The 20,145-nt window shown below is 56.9% G+C and carries 19 protein-coding genes; 14 read left to right on the top strand and 5 right to left on the bottom strand.

What is annotated here, in order from left to right; genetic code table 11:
• Positions 1 to 134: 134 nt before the first annotated feature.
• The 14 genes from ACZCED_RS06845 (at position 135) to aat (ending at position 16,196) form a co-directional block, all read left to right on the top strand.
• On the top strand, positions 135 to 344 hold the full coding sequence (locus ACZCED_RS06845) for a hypothetical protein (RefSeq protein ID WP_464860476.1): 210 nt from the start codon (positions 135 to 137) through the stop codon (positions 342 to 344).
• A gap of 328 nt (positions 345 to 672) precedes the next feature.
• Entirely contained in the window at positions 673 to 1,845 is a 1,173-nt protein-coding gene (locus tag ACZCED_RS06840; RefSeq protein WP_464860475.1) for an ABC transporter substrate-binding protein, read from the top strand.
• A 128-nt stretch (positions 1,846 to 1,973) separates the two neighbouring features.
• A complete protein-coding gene (locus ACZCED_RS06835) occupies positions 1,974 to 2,939 on the top strand; it encodes a branched-chain amino acid ABC transporter permease (RefSeq protein WP_462972077.1) in 966 nt (321 codons plus the stop codon).
• Positions 2,940 to 2,979: 40 nt separating this feature from the next.
• Positions 2,980 to 4,323, top strand: coding sequence for a branched-chain amino acid ABC transporter permease (locus tag ACZCED_RS06830; RefSeq protein WP_462972078.1), 1,344 nt, complete (start codon positions 2,980 to 2,982; stop codon positions 4,321 to 4,323).
• 1 nt (position 4,324) lies between these two features.
• A complete protein-coding gene (locus ACZCED_RS06825) occupies positions 4,325 to 5,098 on the top strand; it encodes an ABC transporter ATP-binding protein (RefSeq protein WP_462972079.1) in 774 nt (257 codons plus the stop codon).
• On the top strand, positions 5,098 to 5,814 hold the full coding sequence (locus tag ACZCED_RS06820) for an ABC transporter ATP-binding protein (protein ID WP_462972080.1): 717 nt from the start codon (positions 5,098 to 5,100) through the stop codon (positions 5,812 to 5,814). Before ACZCED_RS06825 ends, ACZCED_RS06820 begins: the two co-directional genes overlap by 1 nt.
• 60 nt (positions 5,815 to 5,874) lie before the next feature.
• Positions 5,875 to 6,912, top strand: coding sequence for an N-acetyl-gamma-glutamyl-phosphate reductase (gene argC, locus ACZCED_RS06815; protein ID WP_462972081.1), 1,038 nt, complete (start codon positions 5,875 to 5,877; stop codon positions 6,910 to 6,912).
• A gap of 197 nt (positions 6,913 to 7,109) precedes the next feature.
• Positions 7,110 to 8,018, top strand: coding sequence for a bifunctional methylenetetrahydrofolate dehydrogenase/methenyltetrahydrofolate cyclohydrolase FolD (gene folD / locus ACZCED_RS06810; RefSeq protein WP_462972082.1), 909 nt, complete (start codon positions 7,110 to 7,112; stop codon positions 8,016 to 8,018).
• A gap of 200 nt (positions 8,019 to 8,218) precedes the next feature.
• Positions 8,219 to 9,145 carry a peptidoglycan DD-metalloendopeptidase family protein gene (locus tag ACZCED_RS06805; RefSeq protein WP_462972083.1) on the top strand — a complete coding sequence of 309 codons (927 nt, stop codon included), beginning with the start codon at positions 8,219 to 8,221 and terminating at the stop codon, positions 9,143 to 9,145.
• Between the two features lie 238 nt (positions 9,146 to 9,383).
• A complete protein-coding gene (gene secA / locus ACZCED_RS06800) occupies positions 9,384 to 11,915 on the top strand; it encodes a preprotein translocase subunit SecA (RefSeq protein ID WP_464860474.1) in 2,532 nt (843 codons plus the stop codon).
• Between the two features lie 263 nt (positions 11,916 to 12,178).
• Positions 12,179 to 12,664 (top strand): metallophosphoesterase family protein, encoded by a 486-nt coding sequence (locus tag ACZCED_RS06795; protein ID WP_462969434.1) that lies wholly within the window; start codon positions 12,179 to 12,181, stop codon positions 12,662 to 12,664.
• A gap of 269 nt (positions 12,665 to 12,933) precedes the next feature.
• Positions 12,934 to 13,278: an ATP-dependent Clp protease adapter ClpS gene (gene clpS / locus ACZCED_RS06790; RefSeq protein WP_462969435.1), complete on the top strand. Its 345-nt coding sequence runs from the start codon at positions 12,934 to 12,936 to the stop codon at positions 13,276 to 13,278.
• Between the two features lie 3 nt (positions 13,279 to 13,281).
• Positions 13,282 to 15,519 (top strand): ATP-dependent Clp protease ATP-binding subunit ClpA, encoded by a 2,238-nt coding sequence (clpA, locus tag ACZCED_RS06785; protein WP_462969436.1) that lies wholly within the window; start codon positions 13,282 to 13,284, stop codon positions 15,517 to 15,519.
• Positions 15,519 to 16,196 carry a leucyl/phenylalanyl-tRNA--protein transferase gene (aat, locus tag ACZCED_RS06780; RefSeq protein WP_462969437.1) on the top strand — a complete coding sequence of 226 codons (678 nt, stop codon included), beginning with the start codon at positions 15,519 to 15,521 and terminating at the stop codon, positions 16,194 to 16,196. Before clpA ends, aat begins: the two co-directional genes overlap by 1 nt.
• Before the next feature lie 63 nt (positions 16,197 to 16,259).
• Here aat and ACZCED_RS06775 read toward each other — a convergent pair whose 3' ends face one another.
• The 5 genes from ACZCED_RS06775 to ACZCED_RS06755 all read right to left on the bottom strand — a co-directional run bounded on the left by ACZCED_RS06775 (position 16,260) and on the right by ACZCED_RS06755 (position 20,067).
• The gene (locus ACZCED_RS06775) at positions 16,260 to 16,949 is read right to left on the bottom strand and encodes an alpha/beta hydrolase family protein (RefSeq protein WP_462969438.1); all 690 of its coding nucleotides are present in this window, start codon (positions 16,947 to 16,949) and stop codon (positions 16,260 to 16,262) included.
• Positions 16,950 to 16,966: 17 nt separating this feature from the next.
• Complete coding sequence (locus tag ACZCED_RS06770) at positions 16,967 to 18,391, bottom strand: 1-acyl-sn-glycerol-3-phosphate acyltransferase (RefSeq protein WP_464860473.1); 1,425 nt, start codon at positions 18,389 to 18,391, stop codon at positions 16,967 to 16,969.
• Entirely contained in the window at positions 18,381 to 19,112 is a 732-nt protein-coding gene (locus ACZCED_RS06765) for a lysophospholipid acyltransferase family protein (RefSeq protein WP_464860472.1), read from the bottom strand. The genes ACZCED_RS06770 and ACZCED_RS06765 overlap by 11 nt, the downstream gene beginning before the upstream one ends.
• Positions 19,113 to 19,432: 320 nt before the next feature.
• The gene (locus ACZCED_RS06760) at positions 19,433 to 19,663 is read right to left on the bottom strand and encodes a KH domain-containing protein (RefSeq protein WP_462969441.1); all 231 of its coding nucleotides are present in this window, start codon (positions 19,661 to 19,663) and stop codon (positions 19,433 to 19,435) included.
• Positions 19,664 to 19,845: 182 nt separating this feature from the next.
• Positions 19,846 to 20,067, bottom strand: coding sequence for a hypothetical protein (locus ACZCED_RS06755; RefSeq protein ID WP_462969442.1), 222 nt, complete (start codon positions 20,065 to 20,067; stop codon positions 19,846 to 19,848).
• Positions 20,068 to 20,145 lie beyond the last annotated feature (78 nt).

Here is a 20,145-nt window from a genome sequence, read left to right as displayed (position 1 = left end):
CTTCGAGGGAAGCGGCATCCCGCCGCCTGCTTGATGGAGGCGAGGCGTTCACCGTTAGCGAAACACCCGTCGCTTGCAGCGGGGTCGGCCGGTGGACGGCAAAGCCATTTCCATTTTCCACAGTGAGGTCAACCGTGGGCTTTTTCAAAAATCAGCAGATCAACGTGGCCCTTCGTCTACTGGCCTGGCAGTATGAAAGAAACGGTCAACCGTTGCCGGAAAGGGCGTTGCTGGAAGGGCATGCCCGGCAACTGGTGGATGATGCTCACCGCATTGCCCGGGAGCGGGGAGAAAACGTGCTCGTGATCCTAAAACAGATGGTGGCCCAGGCGATCCGGAAGTAACTGGAGGTCTGAGGTCGGAATCGTGAACCCCGAATCCGGAACTTGAAACCCTTCAGGCAAATTGGCGTTGAAAAACACATGTGCCCATGCTAATTAGTCAGGCTATCCACTTCGGGGTGTTCATCCCCCAACACAGGATCGTGAACGTGATAGACTGAACCCAATTGCTCGTCTTTGCGTCCGTTTTCCGCGTTGCATCAACGGCAGCAGACCCAGTGATGCCACCATCGCTTCGCCTTGAAGACGAACCGAAATCCTTGGCAATTTAAATCAATTTATCTCGTTTTCCATCCAAACCCACCCAATCGGCAGTAAAAGGAGGAGTGACATGCGTAAATTTTCAGTTGGTCTCGTATTTTCTCTGGTTGCGGTAATTGCCTTTACGTTTGCGGCGGTGGACGCCGGCGCAGCGGATACCATCAAGATCGGATTCAACATTCCCCTTACCGGCGACAACCCTGACGTCGGCGCATCGTCCAAAAATGCCGCGGAAATGTATCTGAAGAAAAATCCGAAAGTCACCGTGGGGGGCAAAACCTATGCGTTGAAGTTCGTCTTCGACGACAACGAATACAAGGCCGAATCTGCCGTCAAGGTCAGCACGAAACTGATCACCGAAGAGGGTGTCCTGGGCATCATCGGCCCCCAGTCTTCCAGCCAGGCCGTGCCTGCCGGCGAGGTGGCCAACAACTATGCCACCCCCATGATCAGCCCCTGGTCCACCAACCCCAACACCACCCTGGACCGACCCTATGTTTTCCGGGGCTGCTTCCTGGATCCGTTCCAGGGGCCGGTGGCTGCCAATTTCGCTACTGACGAGCTGGGCGCCAAGAAAGCGGCCGTGCTTTATGACATCGCGGCCGATTACCCGAAGGGCTTGGCCGAGTTTTTCAAGGAGGCCTTCGAGTCGATCCACGGCTCCGGTTCCGTCGTGGCCTTCGAAAGCTTTACCACCGGTGACAAGGATTTTTCCGCCCAGATGACCAATATCATGATGTCCGGCGCCGACGTGCTGTTTACCCCCCAGTACTACAGCGAAGTGCCCCTGATCGTGCGTGCCGCCAAAGAGATGGGCTGGACCAAGCCGATCCTGGGTTCCGACTCCTGGGGCGGCGGCGACCTGATGGGCCTGTGCGGTGACGACTGCAAGGGGTACTACTTTTCCACCCACTATGCGGCGGCCGGCGCCAAAGGAGAAACCAAGGCTTTTATCGATGAATACACCGCCTCATATGGCAAAACGCCCGACGATGTGGCCGCCTTGACCTGGGACTCCTTGGGGTTGATGATCCAGGCCATCAAGGACACCGGCAAGCTTTCCGGAGATATCAAAGCCGACCGCACCAAGGTGAAAGACGCCCTGGCATCCATCAAGAACTACCCCGGCATCACCGGCGGCATGACCTTCACCCCCGACGGGGATCCGAAGAAATGCGCCGTGGTGGTCAAGATCAACGACGAGGGCAAATTTGAATTTTTTAAATCGGTCTGCCCCAAATAATTCCTCAATCCGACAAGCTGTTGCTGTGATCCACCGGCCGCCTCCCTTTTACGGGGTGGCGGCCGACTCAACAAAAAAAGGGAGCGGGCATGCCTGTTTCCCTTTCCTTTTGACGGGAGCCGCTGCCCATGACCGTTAACTTTTTCTTGCAGAACCTGATCAATGCCCTGCAGTGGGGCAGCTTTTACGCCCTGATCGCCCTCGGGTACTCCATGGTGTACAGCATCCTGATGCTGTTCAACTTCGCCCATGGGGATATCTTCATGGTGGGGGCCTATATCGGGCTTGGCGTGTCCATCGGGTTGCTGTCCCTTTTCGGCACCGGGGCGGCAGCCGTTTTTCCCGGCTGGGTGCTGCTGGTGATGACGCTGCTGATCTCCATGTTCCTCACCGCCTTCGTGGGCATTATCGTCGAACGGGTGGGATACCGGCCTCTGCGCGAGGCTCCCCGGGCATCTGCCGCCATCACCGGTTTGATGATCGGCATCATCCTGGAAACATCCAACATCCTCTTTCTGGGCGGATCGCGGTTGAAGTTCCCCCAGCTTATCGAATCGACCACCTACAACATCGGCGGCGTGTTCGTGACCAACAAGAAAATCATGATCGTTCTGGTCTCCATCGGGCTGATGCTGGCCCTGCACCAGTTTATCAGCCGGACCCGTTGGGGCATGGCCATGCGGGCCATGGCCTACGATTACGTGGTGGTTCCCCTGGTGGGCGTACCCATGAACACCATCGCCGCCATGACCTTTGCCATCGGCTCGGCGCTGGCCGCCGCCGCCGGCATCCTGTTCGGCCTGGCCTATCCGGTGCTGGACCCTTACATGGGCGTCAGTTTCGGGTGGAAAGCCTTCGTGGCGGCCATCCTCGGCGGTCGCGGATCCATCATGGGCGCGTGCATTGCCGGCTTCATGCTGGGTTTTATCGAAATCATGACCGTACCGGCGATTCAGATTGTGAACCGTCTGTTTTCACTCAATATCGGTTCCAACCTGCGCGATCTGATCGCCTATTCCATCGTCCTGATGATCCTTATTTTCAGGCCACACGGACTTTTCGGGCAGGCATACAGCGCGAAACTGCGACTCTAATCCGCATCCTGAGCTTATTTGCGCACAAGGAAATATGACCATGGACGAAACACTCACACCGCAACCGACCGGCGGCATTTTTTACCGGGTGGGACTGTTTTACAAACCGGTGCCCCTGCTGGGATACCTGATCGGGTTCCTGGCCTGTGCCCTCCTGGAGCAGTTGGCCGGTGAATGGCTGACTGCGCTGCTGGGGCTGCCCAAGCTGCCGGTACTTTTCGGCCTGCTTACCATTTTCAAAGTACTGGCCGGGGTCATCAATTTTCTGATCAAGGGGGACGCGTTCAACTGGGCCACCTGGGTGCACATTCCCGCCGCCTTGGTTTACCTGACCGCCATCTACCTGCTCCCGCTGGCCGTCGTGGCACGGGCCGTGGTCAAGCCGGCCAATGCACTGGCTCGGTACCTTCAAGGATTTCCCCTGATCGTCACCGCGCTGGTTCAGCTGGGGCTGATGTATGCGGTCCTGCACATCTGGGCCGAGATGAGCGACTACCGGTTGATTTTCCTCAAGTTGACCTTGATCGCCGTCCTGTTTACCTTGAGCCTGAATATCATCAACGGCTACATGGGCGAATTCTCGTGCTCACATCCCGGCTTCATGGCCATCGGCGCATACATGTCCAGCCTTTTCACCGTGGGGTTGTTTGCCAGCGACAAGGTTCTGGGAGAGGCAGTTTTCAACATTTCCGTTGCCTATCTCACCTTTCCCCTTGCGCTGATCGTCGGCGGCGTGGCGGCCGCTCTGGGCGCGCTGATCGTCGCCATCCCTTCCTTCAAGACGCGGGGCGACTACCTGGCGATCATCAGCCTGGCCTTTCTTTTCATCGTGAAAAGCTTTTTCGAAAACATGCAGGCGCTGGGCGGCTCCCGGGGCATTTCCGGACAGCCGGACTGGGCGACGCTGCCGGTGATATTCATCACCATGGCCTTGGGTATCTGGACCATCAACAACTTCGTCACGTCCACCATGGGCAAAGCCCTCAACGCGGTGCGCGACGATGAATCGGCAGCCGAGGCCATGACCGTGGACACCCGTAAAACCAAGATGACGGCCTTTTTGTTCGGTGCGTTCTGGGCCGGTGTGGCCGGCGGCCTGCTGGCCCACGTGCTGCGCTATGTGAACCCGGCCATGTTCAGCGTCCAGAAACTGGCCGAAGTGCTGGCCATGGTCTATTTCGGCGGCTTGAACTCGGTTTACGGGTCCATCGTCGGTGCGGTGTCCATCAGCCTGCTGGGCGAGGCGCTGCGGCCCCTTGAAATTCTCAAATGGATCGTCATTCCCCTGCTGCTGATTCTGGTGATGATCTATCGGCCCACCGGGCTGATCGCCTTCAAGGAATTCGATGTCCGGCAGGTGTTCGGGCCCAAGGAGGTGGAATAATATGCCGCTGCTTCACGTCACTGATATGAGCCACAATTTCGGCGGCCTGCAGGCCGTTTCCGGATACAATCTCAGCCTGGACCCTGGCCAGATCACCGGACTCATCGGCCCCAACGGGGCCGGCAAAACCACCATCTTCAACCTGATGACCGGCATTTACCGTCCTGCCCAGGGGTCCGTGGTCTTCGATGGCGAGGAACTGGTTGGCAAAAAGCCCAACCAGACCGCTGCCATGGGGCTGGCCCGCACCTTCCAGGAGATGAAGCTGTGGCGCCATATGACCGTTCTGGAACACATCAAGATGGCCCGCTACTCGAAACTCTCCTACGGCCTGTGGGGGGCTTTTCTGGATACCCCCAAGCGCCGTCGCGAAGAACGCCATACCACGGAGCTGGCCATGGAATACCTGAAGATGTTCGCCGTGGACCAGTTTGCCGACCAACTGGTGGTCAACCTGCCCTACGGTGCCCAGCGACGCGTGGAGATGGCCCGTGCCATGGTCATCGAACCCAAGGTGCTCTTGCTGGACGAGCCCACGGTGGGCATGACACCGGACGAGATGATGGCCATGATCGAGGTGGTCCGCACCGCCCATAAGCGATTCAACCTGGCCATTTTCCTTATCGAACACCGACTGCGGGTGGTCCACGAGCTCTGCCAGCGCGTTCAGGTGCTGGTTTTCGGCCAGGTCATCGTGGAGGGAACGCCCAACGAGGTCCAGAACAACCCCAAGGTCATCGAGGCCTACATCGGCGAACAGGAGGTGGACTTCTGATGCTGCTCAACGTGGAGAACCTCCGGGTGTCATACGGCAATATCAAAGCCCTGCAAGGCATCAGTTTCAATATCGACGCCGGTGAAATCGTGACCATCATCGGTGCCAATGGCGCCGGCAAAAGCACGACCTTGCGCGCGGTTTCCAGAATGGTGCCGGTTGAGGCGGGGTCGGCCATGACCTGCCTGGGGAAGGACCTGCTCGCTTTTCCGGCAGACAAAGTGGTCAGCCAGCTTGGCATCACCCATGTCCCCGAAGGCCGCCGCCTGTTCGGCAACCTGACGGTAATGGAGAACCTCCAACTGGCCACCTTTGCCCGCAAAGATCGGGACAATGTAAGAAAAGACATACGACGGGTGTTCGAAATCTTTCCCCGGCTGGAAGAGCGCCGCTCACAGGCATCGGGAACCATGAGCGGTGGAGAGCAGCAGATGCTGGCCATCGGCCGGGCATTCATGAGCGGCCGCCGCTTGATGCTGCTGGACGAACCCTCCATGGGGTTGTCGCCGCTGCTGATGATGAATGTGTTCCAGGCCTTAAAAGAGATCAACCGGCAGGAGGGCACCGCCATACTGCTGGTTGAGCAGAATGCCCGGCTGGCCCTGAAGTTTTCCCAGAAAGGCTACGTCCTGGAAAATGGAAGCCTGGTGCTCGAAGGCGATTCCGACACCCTGATCAATGATCCCGAGGTAAAGAAAGCCTATCTGGGCGGATAAGCAGGCTCGAGTCTGAACGCTCAACGCTGAACGCCGAAAATGAAAGGCAAAGGAGTCATCATGCTTCGTGCAGCCGTGATCGGCGCCACCGGCTACGCCGGGGCCGAACTGGTCAGAATCCTTTCCGGCCATCCGGATGTCTCCCTGTCCGTCATCACTTCACGGCAGGATGCCGGAATTGCTTACGACACCATCTACCCCGCCATGAGGGGGGTCGTGAACCTGGAATGTGCGGAGAGCGATCCGGCGGCTGTCGCGAAAAAAGCCGACGTCGTCTTTCTTGCACTGCCGCACAAGGCTTCCATGGCCATGGTCCCCGATCTTCTTGACGCGGGACGGCGGGTGGTGGACCTCTCGGCGGACTTCCGGTTCAGCAACCGGGATGCCTATGAATTGCACTACCAGGCCCACACCTGTGCCCACCTGATGGTCGAGGCGGTTTACGGGCTGTGCGAGATCTATGGCGATGCGGTGGCCGCCGCGGATCTGATCGGCAACCCGGGCTGCTATCCCACCAGTGTGCTGCTGCCGCTGCTACCGCTGGTCAAAGCCAAGCTGGTGGATCCGGCCACCGTTATCGCCGACTGTAAATCCGGAGTGAGCGGGGCCGGCCGCGAAGCCACGGCCACCACGCATTTCTGCCACGTCAACGAGTCGTTCAAAGCCTACAAGGTTGGTGCACACCGTCACACACCGGAGATCGAGGAAAATATCGCCCGGTTCGCGGGCGCGCCGGTGAAGATCACGTTCGTGCCCCACCTGTTGCCCATGACCCGCGGGATGGAGAGCACGGTCTATGTCACGCTTTCGCCAGGCGCCGATGAAAGGCAAATCAGAGATTGCCTCGAGTCGCACTACCGCGACAAGCCTTTCATTCGTCTGCTGCCCGGCGGTCGCTTCCCGGACACCCTGCATGTCAGGGGTACGAACGTGTGTGACATCGGGTGGGTGGTGGACCCCGGCAGCGGCCGGCTGGTCCTGATGTCGGCCATCGACAACCTGGTCAAGGGAGCCGCCGGGCAGGCCGTCCAGAACATGAACCTGATGTTCGGCTTCGAGGAAACCGCCGGCTTGGACGGCGTTCCCTTTCCGCTTTAGCTGCGGCAGGTATTTCCGGCGGGATCGCTATGTTGACATCCAGGCTGTTTTGGACTAAACAAGGGGCGTTTTCACCATGGACAAAATCCGTATCCCTTGCCGTTTTACCATTTGCCCACAATCGTTTTTGAAAACGCCAACGGCTTTTTATTTGAACCATTTCGCACCGAAACCATCAATGTGAAAGGAGAGTGGAGATGACAGCAACGCTTATTAAGGGGACCGATATCCGTGAGCAGATCCTCGAGGAAATTACCGCCGAGGTAAAACAGATCAAGGAAAAGCACGGCGTCGTTCCCGGCCTGGTCACCATCCTTGTTGGTGAGAGCCCGGCATCCATTTCCTACGTGACCCTGAAAATAAAAACCGCTCACCGCGTCGGGTTCAAGGAAATTCAGGACAACCAGTCGGTGGACATCTCCGAAGCGGATCTGTTGGCGCTGATCGATAAGTACAACAAGGATGAGAGCATCAACGGAATCCTGGTTCAGCTTCCGCTGCCCAAACACATTGATGAGAAAAAGGTTCTCAATGCAATCGATCCGGACAAAGATGTGGATGGCTTCCATCCGGTCAACGTGGGCCGGTTGATGATCGGTGGCTCGGAAGTCAAGTTTCCTCCGTGCACCCCTGCCGGAATCCAGGAGATGATCGTTCGTGCCGGGGTCGAGACAAGCGGTGCCGAGGTTGTCGTGGTGGGACGCTCCAACATCGTGGGCAAGCCGATTGCCAACATGATGGTCCAGAAAGGCCCCGGGGCCAACGCCACCGTCACCATCGTCCACACCCGGACCAAGGACCTGGCCGGCCATTGCAAGCGGGCCGACATCCTGATCGTCGCCGCCGGTGTGCCGGATCTGGTGAAGCCGGAATGGATCAAACCCGGTGCCTGTGTCATCGATGTCGGGGTCAACCGCGTGGGTGAGAAAATCAGTGAAAAGACAGGCAAGAAGATAGCGATTCTTAAAGGCGATGTGGACTTCGATGCCGCCAAGGAAATTGCCGGTTCCATCACCCCGGTTCCGGGCGGCGTGGGCCCCATGACCATTACTATGCTCATGCTCAACACCCTGAAGTCGCTAAAGTTCAAACTGGGCATCGCATAGGCGAGAAAAGAAGCACTTCCCTTAGATCCCATTGGATCTATTTGCCAATTAAAATGGGGAGTTAAAAGTACATAACGGCTACCGTGGTATTGACATGATGTCTTTATCATGGTAGCCTTTTTTTGTTTGTGCTCAATTTGTCAGTAACTAATTGATATTTTGATAAAAAATGTAATATCTGATTCTGGTTCCGGAAGGCAATGGCTAAAAAGTTATCGCTTATTGTTCTGAGCAACTCGGGAACGACGGTCAAACAATTGTCGATCCCCGTTGCCCTGCTGGTGGCCATGGCACTGGCAACCACCATCGGTATCGCCTTTGTCGGCATTTCCTTCCACGATTACCAGATGCTTCGACGATCCCTTGCAGCCAATCATTATGTGGCCCAAACCATTGAGGAGCAACGGGAAGAGATCGGACAGCAGCGGCTTCAGATTCAAGCCTTCGCCCATGAAATCAATGCGCTCAAGGAAAAGCTGGTCGGTTTGGACCAGTTCGAGGAAAAAATTCGCGTGATTGCCAATCTGGCACCCAGCCACGTCGACAACAACCTTTTCGGTGTGGGTGGGGCCGCTCCCGACGATCTGGACCCTCAACTCGAGCTGACCCAGCGACACGAAGGGCTGATGCGTGAAATGCACCAGCAGGTGGATGAACTCAATACGGCGACCCAGCGCCAGGAGAACAGCTTCGGTAACCTGCTGGACAAACTGGAAGGCCAGCGCAACCTGTTGGCTTCGACACCGGCCATTCGACCGACCGATGGTTGGATGACCTCCCGTTTCGGTCACCGGATTTCTCCGTTTACCGGCAGAAAAGAGTTTCATAAAGGAGTGGACATCGCCAACCGGGAGGGTACCGCTATCCTGGCGACCGCAAACGGCATCGTTTCCTATGCGGGGAAAAAGGGGCCCATGGGCAATGTGATCGTCATCGATCATGGCCATGGCATGCTCACCCGGTACGCCCATCTCAACGAAGCCTTGAAAAAACAGGGGGAAAAAGTCAAACGCGGCGACATCATTGCCCAGATGGGCAATAGTGGCCGCAGCACCGGCCCCCACCTGCACTATGAGGTTCACCTCAACGGCGTTCCCGTGAATCCCGCCACGTATATCCTGAACTGACAGGCAGACGTCCAACCGACCTGCATAGCGGTTTTCCCGACCCGAAATTGGTCGTATCGCGCCTTTATCGGCCGAACCAATGGTGCTGGGAAGGTGAATCGCCCCTTTGCGCTTGAGTGGTCCGGCAAAATGGTTTAGGATGCCGGCGCGCTGATACCGGTATGGATACCAAAATGATATCCCCGTGCAAACTTCGCCCAGAGAAAACATCCGATCGAAGAAATTGGAGATTGAATAGATGATTGGTAAATTCTTAACTCAGATGTTCGGCAGCAAAAATGAACGTGAGCTGAAAAAACTTCAACCCTTCGTGGAAGCCATCAATGCCCTGGAGCCGGACATGAAGGCCATGAGCGAGGCGCAGCTAAAAGACCAGACACCGCGGCTCAAGACGCGCCTCGACAACGGGGAACCGTTGGATGACCTGCTGCCCGAAGCCTTTGCCACCGTCAGGGAAGCCTCGATGCGCACACTGGGCATGCGTCCCTACGACGTTCAGCTCATCGGCGGAATGGTGCTTCACGGTGGAAAAATTGCCGAGATGAAGACCGGTGAGGGCAAGACCCTGGTGGCCACGCTGCCCGTCTACCTCAACGCACTCACCGGCCGCGGCGTGCATGTGGTCACGGTCAACGATTATCTGGCACGGCGTGATACGGAGTGGATGGGCCAAATCTACACCTACCTGGGGATGTCAGTGGGAACGGTCCAGCACGGACTCGACGACCGGCAGCGAAAGGAATCCTACGGCTCTGACATCACCTACGGGACCAACAATGAGTTCGGTTTCGATTATCTTCGTGACAACATGAAATTCGACGCGCAGTCGCTGGTCCAGCGGGATCTTCATTTTGCCATCGTGGACGAAGTGGACAGTATTCTCATCGATGAAGCCCGGACACCCCTGATCATCTCCGGTCCTGCCGAAAAGTCGACCCAGCTCTACTACCAGGTCAACGGGATCATCCCCAAATTCAAGGCGGATGTGGATTTCAAGATTGACGAGAAGGCCCGGAGCGCCGCTCTCACCGAGGACGGGGTGGCCCACGCAGAAAAGCTGCTGGGTGTCGAAAACCTTTACGATCCTTCCAATATCGAGTTGCTTCACCACACCAACCAGGCCCTCAAGGCCCACACCCTGTTCAAGCGCGATGTAGACTATATCGTCAAAGATGGCGAGGTGATCATCGTTGACGAATTTACCGGGCGGCTCATGCCTGGCCGCCGATACAGCGAAGGGCTGCACCAGGCGCTCGAAGCCAAGGAGAACGTCAAGATCGAGAACGAGAACCAGACCCTGGCCACGATCACCTTCCAGAATTACTTCCGGATGTACGACAAGCTGGCGGGCATGACCGGTACGGCAGACACCGAGGCCGCAGAATTCAAGAAGATATACAACCTGGACGTCTCGGTCATCCCAACCAACATGCCCATGATCCGCATCGACTTTCCCGATGTGATCTACAAGACCCGCAGGGAAAAGTTCGACGCCGCGATCGAAGAGATCAAAGCGCTTCACCAGAAAGGTCAGCCGGTGCTGGTGGGTACCGTATCCATCGACATCTCCGAGCAGCTGGCCAAGAAGCTGAAAAAGCAGGGCATCCCCCACGAGGTGCTCAACGCCAAAAATCATGAGAAGGAGGCGGAGATCATCTCCATGGCCGGACAGAAGGGGGCGGTGACGATTTCCACCAACATGGCCGGGCGCGGTACTGACATTGTCCTGGGCGAGGGCGTGACCGAACTGGGTGGTCTGCATATCCTGGGCACCGAACGCCACGAGAGCCGGCGTATCGACAACCAGCTGCGGGGCCGCTCCGGACGCCAGGGGGACCCGGGTTCCTCCCGTTTCTATCTGGCGCTGGAGGACGACCTGCTGCGCATTTTCGGCGGCGAGCGCATTACCGGTATCATGGAGCGCCTGGGCATGGAAGAAGGTGAACCCATCGAGCACAACCTGATCAGTCGGGCCATCGAGAATGCCCAATCCAAGGTTGAGGCGCACAACTTTGATATCCGCAAGCACCTGATCGAATATGACGATGTCATGAACCAGCAGCGCGAGGTGATCTACAAGCAGCGCCGCGACCTGCTGACCGGCGTTGACCTGAAATCCACCATCGAAGATATCATGATGGAGGCGGCCGAGGAGATCGGAACCCAGTTTGCGGATGAGCGGGCCCTTCCCGCCGATTGGGACTGGGAGGCTATTTCAGACGCCGTATTCCAGCAGTTCAATTTCCGGTTGGCCAAAATGGACGCAGATACCCTGGACGGGCTCACCGACGAGGGATTGATCCAGGAGATATACGATCAGGCCCACGCGATTTATACCAAAAAAGTCGCCATGCTGGGCAGTGAGGATGATTTCCGCCAGCTGGAGCGGATGGTGATGCTTCAGACCGTGGACAATTTGTGGAAGGACCATCTGCTGTCAATGGATCACTTGAAGGAAGGCATCGGGCTGCGCGGGTACGCCCAGCAGAACCCGCTGCTGGTATACAAAAAAGAAGGTTTCGATATGTTCCAGGAGACCATCGACCGCATCAAATCGGAAACCCTGGGCATTCTCTTCCGGATCCAACTGGCCCAGCCCGACCACATCGATGAGTTGCAAAAGCCCAAGGAGCAGAAGCTGATCTTTTCCGGTAGCGGCGATTCCCCGGCCACCAAAAAACCGGTCAAGCGAGAATCCGCAAAAATCGGCCGCAACGATCCCTGTCCCTGCGGCAGCGGCAAGAAGTACAAGAAGTGCTGCGGAGGATAGCGTGCATTCAGAAACGGCATCTTGCGGCCCAGGTCAGTGTTCTCGCCTTTTTGATATCCTCGACCTAGCGTTGCTACGCCTCCGGTTTCAAAAACGCTGCGGCCTTGATCTGAACCGCAATCTACCACTTCTGAACGCACACGGACTGAAAATTAAAATCATAAAATATCGGTGACTTAAAAAAAAGCTAAGTTTCCCGGCTGCCGGTCAAACATTTTTTTTGGTTTCATTCTACAATCCGAACCCAGAACCCAACAAACTCAATGAACCCAACAAACCCGACAAACCCGACAACCATCGGCATCCTTTCCGACACCCACGGACTGCTCCGCCCGGAGGTAGAAGAGGCACTGGCGGGATGCCAGCACATTCTACACGCTGGTGACGTGGGCGACGGACAGGTGTTGACCCGGCTAAAGCGGATCGCGCCGGTAATGGCGGTCCGAGGAAATATGGACCACGGTTCCTGGTCCCATACGCTGCCGATCAGGGAGATGGTCGAGATCGAAGGGATCTTTTTTTACATTCTCCATGACCTGCACCAGCTCGACCTTGACCCGTATACCGCCGGAATCCATGTGGTTGTCAGCGGACATACCCACCAGCCTGAAGTGTTCAATAAAAATGGCGTCACCTACCTCAATCCGGGAAGTGCCGGACACCGACGGTTCAACTATCCGGTTTCTATCGCCAGCGTTCGAATTGAAAACGGTGCCGCGATTTCCCGTATTATCGACATCGAGTGCTGATCGTCGCGCATGGCAACCGCTCGACGGTATGCCTGCAGATGGACAATCCGATCAACGGAATCGGATCCCCCCCGCCTTTTTTCCGGCCAAGAAATGCACTTTACAATCCATATCGGCGATGATTATAATCTTACTATGCCGATACGGACCGGTAGTCGCCCAAGATAAAAGGAAACTCGTGATTTAAATCAGTTATGGGCCGGCCACCGGTCCAGATGACCACTACGGATTCAATTCGCCGTTAACCGGCGGTTGGCCATGAACGGTCAGTGACGATTAAGCCCGACAAGCGCAACCCTATGGCCCGCGAGCGTTACCAGACAGAGGAAGAGCTCAGTTCAGAAACCCGGGATGAAACCAGGGAACCGCCCAGGTACCGGGTGTTGCTGCACAACGATGATTACACCACGATGGAGTTTGTCGTCGAGATACTGATGTACGTGTTTAACAAGTCGCCTGAATCGGCGGCAAAAATCATGTTGAATGTCCATCGAAAGGGCATCGGGGTATGTGGCAGCTACTCCCATGAAATTGCCGAAACCAAGGTCGATACCGTTCACAATCTTGCCCGTGAAAGCGGCTATCCGCTGCGCTGCAGCATGGAACAGGAATAGACTATGATCAGTAAGGAACTCAGCGCCACACTGGGCTTTGCGGTACGCGAGGCCAAAAAACGGCGACATGAATACGTCAGTGTCGAACACGTGCTTTTTGCCATATTGCATGACAGTTCAGGTCTTGAAATTGTCGAACGGTGCGGCGGCAATCCAGAGAACATCAAGGCCAATCTCGAAATGTTCTTTAAGGACAATATCGAGATGCTTCCGGAAGAGAGCGAGTACGTGCTCCAGCAGACCATCGGGTTTCAGCGGGTGATTCAACGGGCCGTCAACCACGTTCGCTCGGCCGAGAAAAAAGAGGTGGCCGTCAGCGATATCCTGGCCTCCATTTTTATGGAAAAGGATTCCCATGCGGTCTATTTCCTGAACGAAGAGGGGATTTCCCGGCTGGATGTGCTGCGCAATATCTCCCATGAAATGCCGACGGGCATCACCGACGATACGCCTGAAACCGACGCGCCGGCCGAACAGAAAAGCGTTAAGAAAAAATCCAGCCCGCTGGAAGCCTATACGGTGAATCTGATCGACCAGGCTGCCAAAGGCAAGCTGGATCCGCTGATCGGCCGCGAACTGGAAATGGAGCGCACCATGCAGGTCCTCTGCCGGCGCAGGAAAAACAACCCCATTTTCGTTGGCGATCCGGGTGTGGGAAAGACGGCCATGGCCGAAGGATTGGCCCAGAAGATCTGGGGCGGAGAGGTCCCGGACCTGCTCAAAGAGGTGCGAATTTATTCGTTGGATCTGGGCGGCATGCTGGCCGGATCGAAATTCAGGGGCGATTTCGAACAGCGCCTCAAGGGCGTCGTGGCCGAACTCAAAAAGCGCAAAAACGCCATCCTGTTCATTGATGAGATTCACACCATCGTCGGCGCCGGCGCCACCAGCAGCGGCTCCATGGATGCCAGCAATATCTTGAAGCCCTTCCTGTCCACCGGTGAGCTGAGATGCATCGGCTCCACGACCTATGAGGAATACAAGAATCATTTCGAAAAGGACCGTGCCCTGTCCAGGCGCTTCGAAAAGATCGACATCATGGAGCCGCCGGTCAAGGAAGCCATCAAGATCCTCAAGGGACTGCGCTCGCGTTACGAGGCGCACCACGAGATTGAATACACGGAAGCGGCGCTTAAAGCCGCCTGTGAACTGTCGGCCAAGTACATCAACGATCGATTCCTGCCGGACAAGGCCATCGACGTCATCGATGAAGCCGGCGCGGCGATCCGGCTTTCCGGAGCAACCAACCGAAAATGGATTCATCCGTCGGATATCGAAAAGATCGTCTCCAAGATCGCTCGAATCCCGGCGGTCAACGTTTCCACACCGGACAAGGCCAAACTCGAAAATCTGGGCGATCAGCTGCGTCGGGTGGTGTTTGGCCAGGACGACGCCATCAATGCGCTGGTGACCGCTATCAAGCGCTCTCGTGCCGGCCTGGGACAGCCGGAGAAACCGGTGGGCTCATTCCTGTTCACCGGCCCCACGGGCGTCGGCAAGACCGAAGTGGCTCGGCAGGTGGCCCGGCAGCTGGATGTGGAATTCATGCGCTATGACATGAGCGAGTACATGGAAAAGCATGCCGTTGCCCGGCTTATCGGTGCGCCCCCCGGTTACATCGGCTTCGACCAGGGCGGTCTGCTCACCGATGGCGTCCGCAAGCACCCATACTGTGTTCTGTTGCTCGACGAAATCGAAAAGGCCCACGAAGACCTGTTCAACATCCTCCTGCAGGTGCTCGACCACGCCACCTTGACGGACAATAACGGCAAAAAGGCGGATTTTCGCAATGTGATCGTCATGATGACATCCAACGCCGGTTCACGCGAGATGAGCAGCGCAACCATCGGTTTCGGGGATCCCAAAAGCGATTCTACCGGCAGGGGTAAAAAGGCTATCGAGAAAATATTCAGCCCGGAATTCAGAAACCGACTGGACGGCATTATCACCTTCAACGCCCTCGACCGTGAAATCATGGCCATGATCGTCGATAAATTCATGAAAGAGTTTGCCGACCAGTTGACGGTCAAAAAAGTTGCCATTGAGTATTCGGGCAAGGTGAGACAATGGCTCGCAAAGAAAGGCCATGATCCCAAATACGGTGCCCGGCCCCTGGCCCGTGTCATCCAGACCGAGATCAAAGATGTGCTGGCGGATGAAATCCTCTTCGGCCGCTTGGAGAAGGGTGGATCTGTCAGGCTGGATCTGAAGGGAGAAGAACTGGTTTTCGAGTATAGTTGATGCCCGTTTTCACCCTCTCCAATAAAATTTCATTTCCCCCTGCCCATCTCGCCATCAAGGAGGGTTTGCTGGCCGTCGGTGGTGACCTGAGCACCGAGCGGCTGTTGTTGGCATACCGAAGCGGTATTTTCCCCTGGTACAGTTCAGGCGACCCCATCCTCTGGTGGTCGCCGGATCCGAGGCTGGTGTTGTATCCGGATGAGCTCAATATTTCGAAATCACTTCGCAAGGTCATCAAGAAGAAGAACTTTCGCATTACGTTCGACAAGGCATTTGAATCCGTGATTCAGGCGTGTGCCGAAGCGAAGCGGTCGTACGGTGAGGGAACCTGGATCACCGGTGAGATGAAAGACGCCTATTGCGATCTGTACCGCAAAGGATATGCCCATTCGGTGGAAGCCTGGCAGGGGGGAACGCTTGCCGGCGGGCTTTACGGCATTTCCATCGGACGGGCTTTTTTCGGAGAATCCATGTTCAGCCGGGTCAGCAATGCCTCCAAGGTCGCCTTCGTTACCCTCGTTGAGACGTTGAATCGTCTGCGATTCAAGCTTATCGACTGCCAGGTGAGAACGGATCATCTTATCCGTTTTGGTGCCCGGGAAATACCGAGAAAATCATTTCTGGAGCAGCTTGAAAAGGCGATCGATCGCCCTCCGACTGGCGTTTGCCCCTTTTAGGAATCCGGTCCTATTGATCGCCTGCGCTTGTTGCCAGCCCACCACCATGCCCGCCGGGACCGATCACTCTTCGAATCGGCCGAGCCACGACACGCACTTTTTCAGGACCTGGCTGTGTACGTCGGCTTCGGGCCGGTTGGCCGACTTGGCCAGCCTGAACGAGTGATTGCCACCCTCGACAACCTCCACCTCGCAAGGGCATGACAGGTTGTCCGTCACACGTTTCAGTTGTTCCAGATCGCACAGGGGGTCTTTGCTTCCGGCAAAGAAAAGCATGGGCTGGTCGATCCGGTAGAGGTGGTCATCCCGCAGTTGATCCTTTTTGCCCGGGGCATGCAGGGGATAGCCGAGGAAGATGAGTCCGGCTGCATCCATTCGTCCGTCGGCGATAGCCTGCGAGGCCACCCGGCCGCCCATGGATTTTCCGGCCGCGATGATCGATTCGATTGAAAAGTGTTGATTGCCCGCCATGCAGTCGTATGCATGCTGCCAGGTTTGGATCAGCTTTGCCTGGGAATCGGTCGATTTCCTGCCGTTTTCGGCGTAGGGGAAATTGAAGCGCAAGGTGGCGTAGCCGGCAGCGGCCAGTCCTTCGGCAACGGAGGCAAGCAGCGGGTGGTTCATGTCGTTGCCGGCGCCATGAGCGATGATCACGCCGCTGCGGCCTGCTTGGGATGGATGATCCGGACCCGCCAGAATGCCCGAGACATGGCCGTGTTCGTCGAGACCGATGCTGATTTTTTCCGAGAACATCGAAAAATCCTTTCTTGCTACCACTTGCGATCGGGCAGCCAATGGACGATGGCGTTGGCATAGTAACGCAAAAGTGGCAGTTCCTTTGTTGCGGCCATGAACCGGCCGTCGGATGGGGTAACCAGTCCGCGCAGCCGCATCAGGTCGATGGCGTCGGCAATGGCCGCCATGCGGGTGCTGTGCGGGGTGTCTAAAATGGGCGCGGTGGTTTTACGAAGCTCGTCGATTAGCAGGCTCGCCCGCTGCTCGATCTGCAACGGATCCAATGCCGTTGCCGGCGCGTCTAAAAACACCGCGGATACCAGGGAAACGGGCAATACCGGTATCACCTGCGCGACGGCATCCATGAGCCGTTGGCACAGGGTTTGGATTTCCGGGAAACGGTCCTTTCGTTCCAATTTGCTGAAATCGGTTCCGGTGTCAGCGCAATAGGCCTTGACCGACAGGGGCAAGCCGAAGTTGACGCAGGCGTAGCCATAGCGTCGCCAACGGCTGAGAACCATCAAGGTGAGATTGCGCAGGGTGAAACCGAGGGTCGTCCTGAAGACGAACCACAGGCTGCGTCGCCGGGAATCCGGGTCCAGGCTGCGCAGCAGGCTGCGGTCTTCGATGGTTCGGTCGTAGTTGATCCCCACCGGGATGAAGACGATATCGCGGTCCTGTTGGGGATCGAACCGGCGCAGCATGTAGTCCATTAGTCCGAGCTTGGGCTGCTGCAGGCGGCCATCGCGGCTGAGGCCGCCTTCCAGAAACACCGCCTGGCAGACACCTTCCTGGGTCGCCATGTGGATGTACCGCTCAAGAATGCGGCGATAGAGCGGATTTCCGGAATTGCGCCTGACGAAGAACGCGCCCATGAAGCGGAACAGCATGTGCAGCGGCCAGATTTTGGCCCATTCGCCCACGGCGTAGGAGAGGGTGGTTCGCTCGGCCGCCAGAAAGGCCACCAGCACGTAATCCATGTTGGAGCGGTGGTTCATGACAAATACCACCGTTGAGGCCGGATCGATGGACCGGTATTGCTCATCCTGCAGCAGCCCCACCCTTACCCGGTAGAGCATGCGGGCGACCCGCTTGGCGATCCAGTAACCGATGCGGAAATAAAAATAGGCATTGAAGGAAGGGACGATCTCACGCGCGTAGGCCGCCACCTTCTCCTGGACCACTTCCAGGGGCATGTCCTGCTCGCGGGCGTAGTTTCTCACCGATTCGATGACGATGGGATCGTAAACCAGGCGGTCCACCAAGACCTGGCGCTTGGTCAGTTGAAACGGCCGGATTTCGATGTCCAACCGGGTTCCGATCTCCTCGATGACCCGGTTGATTCGCCGGCGCAGAAACCAACGGCTGCTGGGGATCAGCACCCTGTCCAGCACCGCGACCACGGCCACGGCGACCAGCAGGACAAAGAACCAGACGGAGATGGTGATCTCACCGGTCAATGGTCTTTGCCCCTGATCGAGGCCTCCTTGACTCCGGATAACCGCAGCTGTGGTCCACCGTATCCGTCAGTCGGTTCAGGTCATCCTCCAGTTTCCGGCAGAGCCGTTCCAGGTCCGACGGGTGGAGTTCGGCCGGGATGGCAACCGGTTCGCCGAAAGCGACGGTCATGCGACTGAACGGTTTCGGAACAATGGTCCTGTCCCATGATTTGTGAAAGGTGATGAGGCGGTTGCCGGAACAGGCCATGGGTACGAACAGGGCGCCGGTCTGCCCGGCCAGGGCAACCATGCCCTTTTTTAACTTGCGGGCCGGTCCCCGCGGGCCGTCAACGGCAGTGCCACACAGGAATTTTTTCGGCCCGCCGTTCATGACATCGATCATCTGCCGCAATGCTTCGCCGCCCCCCTGTGAAGAGGAACCGCGAACCGGGGTGTAACCGAACCGCTTGGCCACGCCGGCGGCGATTTCGCCGTCGCGGCTGCGGCTGATCATGATCAGCCGGTCACCCAGGTTCCGGAAGAAGTAGAACAGGAAAACGGCATTGCGGTGCCAGGCGGCGCCGACAACATGGTGAGGGATCTCGATCTGCCGGAAGTGCCGATCGTAAACCTCCCTGTTGACAATGGAGATACGGACGGTAGCAAACCAAAAACGGGCAAACCAGGCTGCCAGAAAGCTGATGGCGGCGGCTTTTGCTCGTTGTTTGAACGAGTCGGGCATGAGTGACCTTCGTGTGCAGGAATGGTCCGGTTGTACGATGGGCCGGGTTGCGGTTGCAGGGTAAAAGCCGGCGGTCGTCGCCCCCCCCCATGTCCCTGTGATCGTTGCTTCCTGAAAATGCTGTGAAAGCGATGGAATGGCGTGAATCGGTTTTCCAAGAACGATGAAAGGCGGGGGCGTGTGATCCTCACCCGGTCCGTGTGGTTTCCGGATGACGCGTTACTCCTCTTGGCGCGGAAGGCTTTCAATAGGAATGCGTAATCCAAGTTGAAGGCCGGGAGTACGCAGCCATGAATGGCGTAATCCAGCGACGCGCATGTCTATTCCAGCAGTTCGAGGATGATGCGTTTTTTGCTTTTTCCCGAAGCGGCGTTCAGGATGGTCCGGATGGCTTGCACGTTCTGGCCCTTTTTCCCGATAATTTTCCCCAGATCCTGTTTGGCAACGGCCAACTCGACGACGATGCTCTGCTGGCTTTCAATTTCATTGACCGATACCTGCTCCGGAGCGTCAACAAGTGCCTTGGCAATCTCTTCGACCAGCTTCTTCATGGTGCCTCTCCCTGGATTTAATTATAGCAGTTCTCGCTGCTCTCACTCAGCTTCAGGTCGACAGGTCAAAACAAACTGGCGTTTGTTCCATTGGTATAATCATCGGTCGAAACCGATGACAAGTCAATCACTCTTGCAAGAAACGTCAACGGATCGCTTATCCGACGGTCCCTCGATGCTGCCTATCGCAGGTATTTTACCAGCCCGCTGATGCTGCCTTTCCATGCACAACCGGTGCTGTGCACAACGGAAAAATCGACACCGGACAGGTCGGCTGACGAGATTTCCGTGGGGAAGGGGATCTGATCCCAGCCCACATGAAAATAGAGATTCTCGCCGCGCTGGGTTATTATGAAAAACCGGTGGGTCCCACACTGAGGGCATAACAGATAGCGTTTCTTCATTTCGGGCTCCCGCTGTTCAACAGCCCGGGTCATGGCGAACAGGCAATCCGTATCGCTAAAACGCACCCGTCCCCAAAA

It is taken from the genome of Desulfosarcina sp., assembly GCF_055467485.1.
This window is presented reverse-complemented; position numbering and strand designations above follow the sequence as displayed.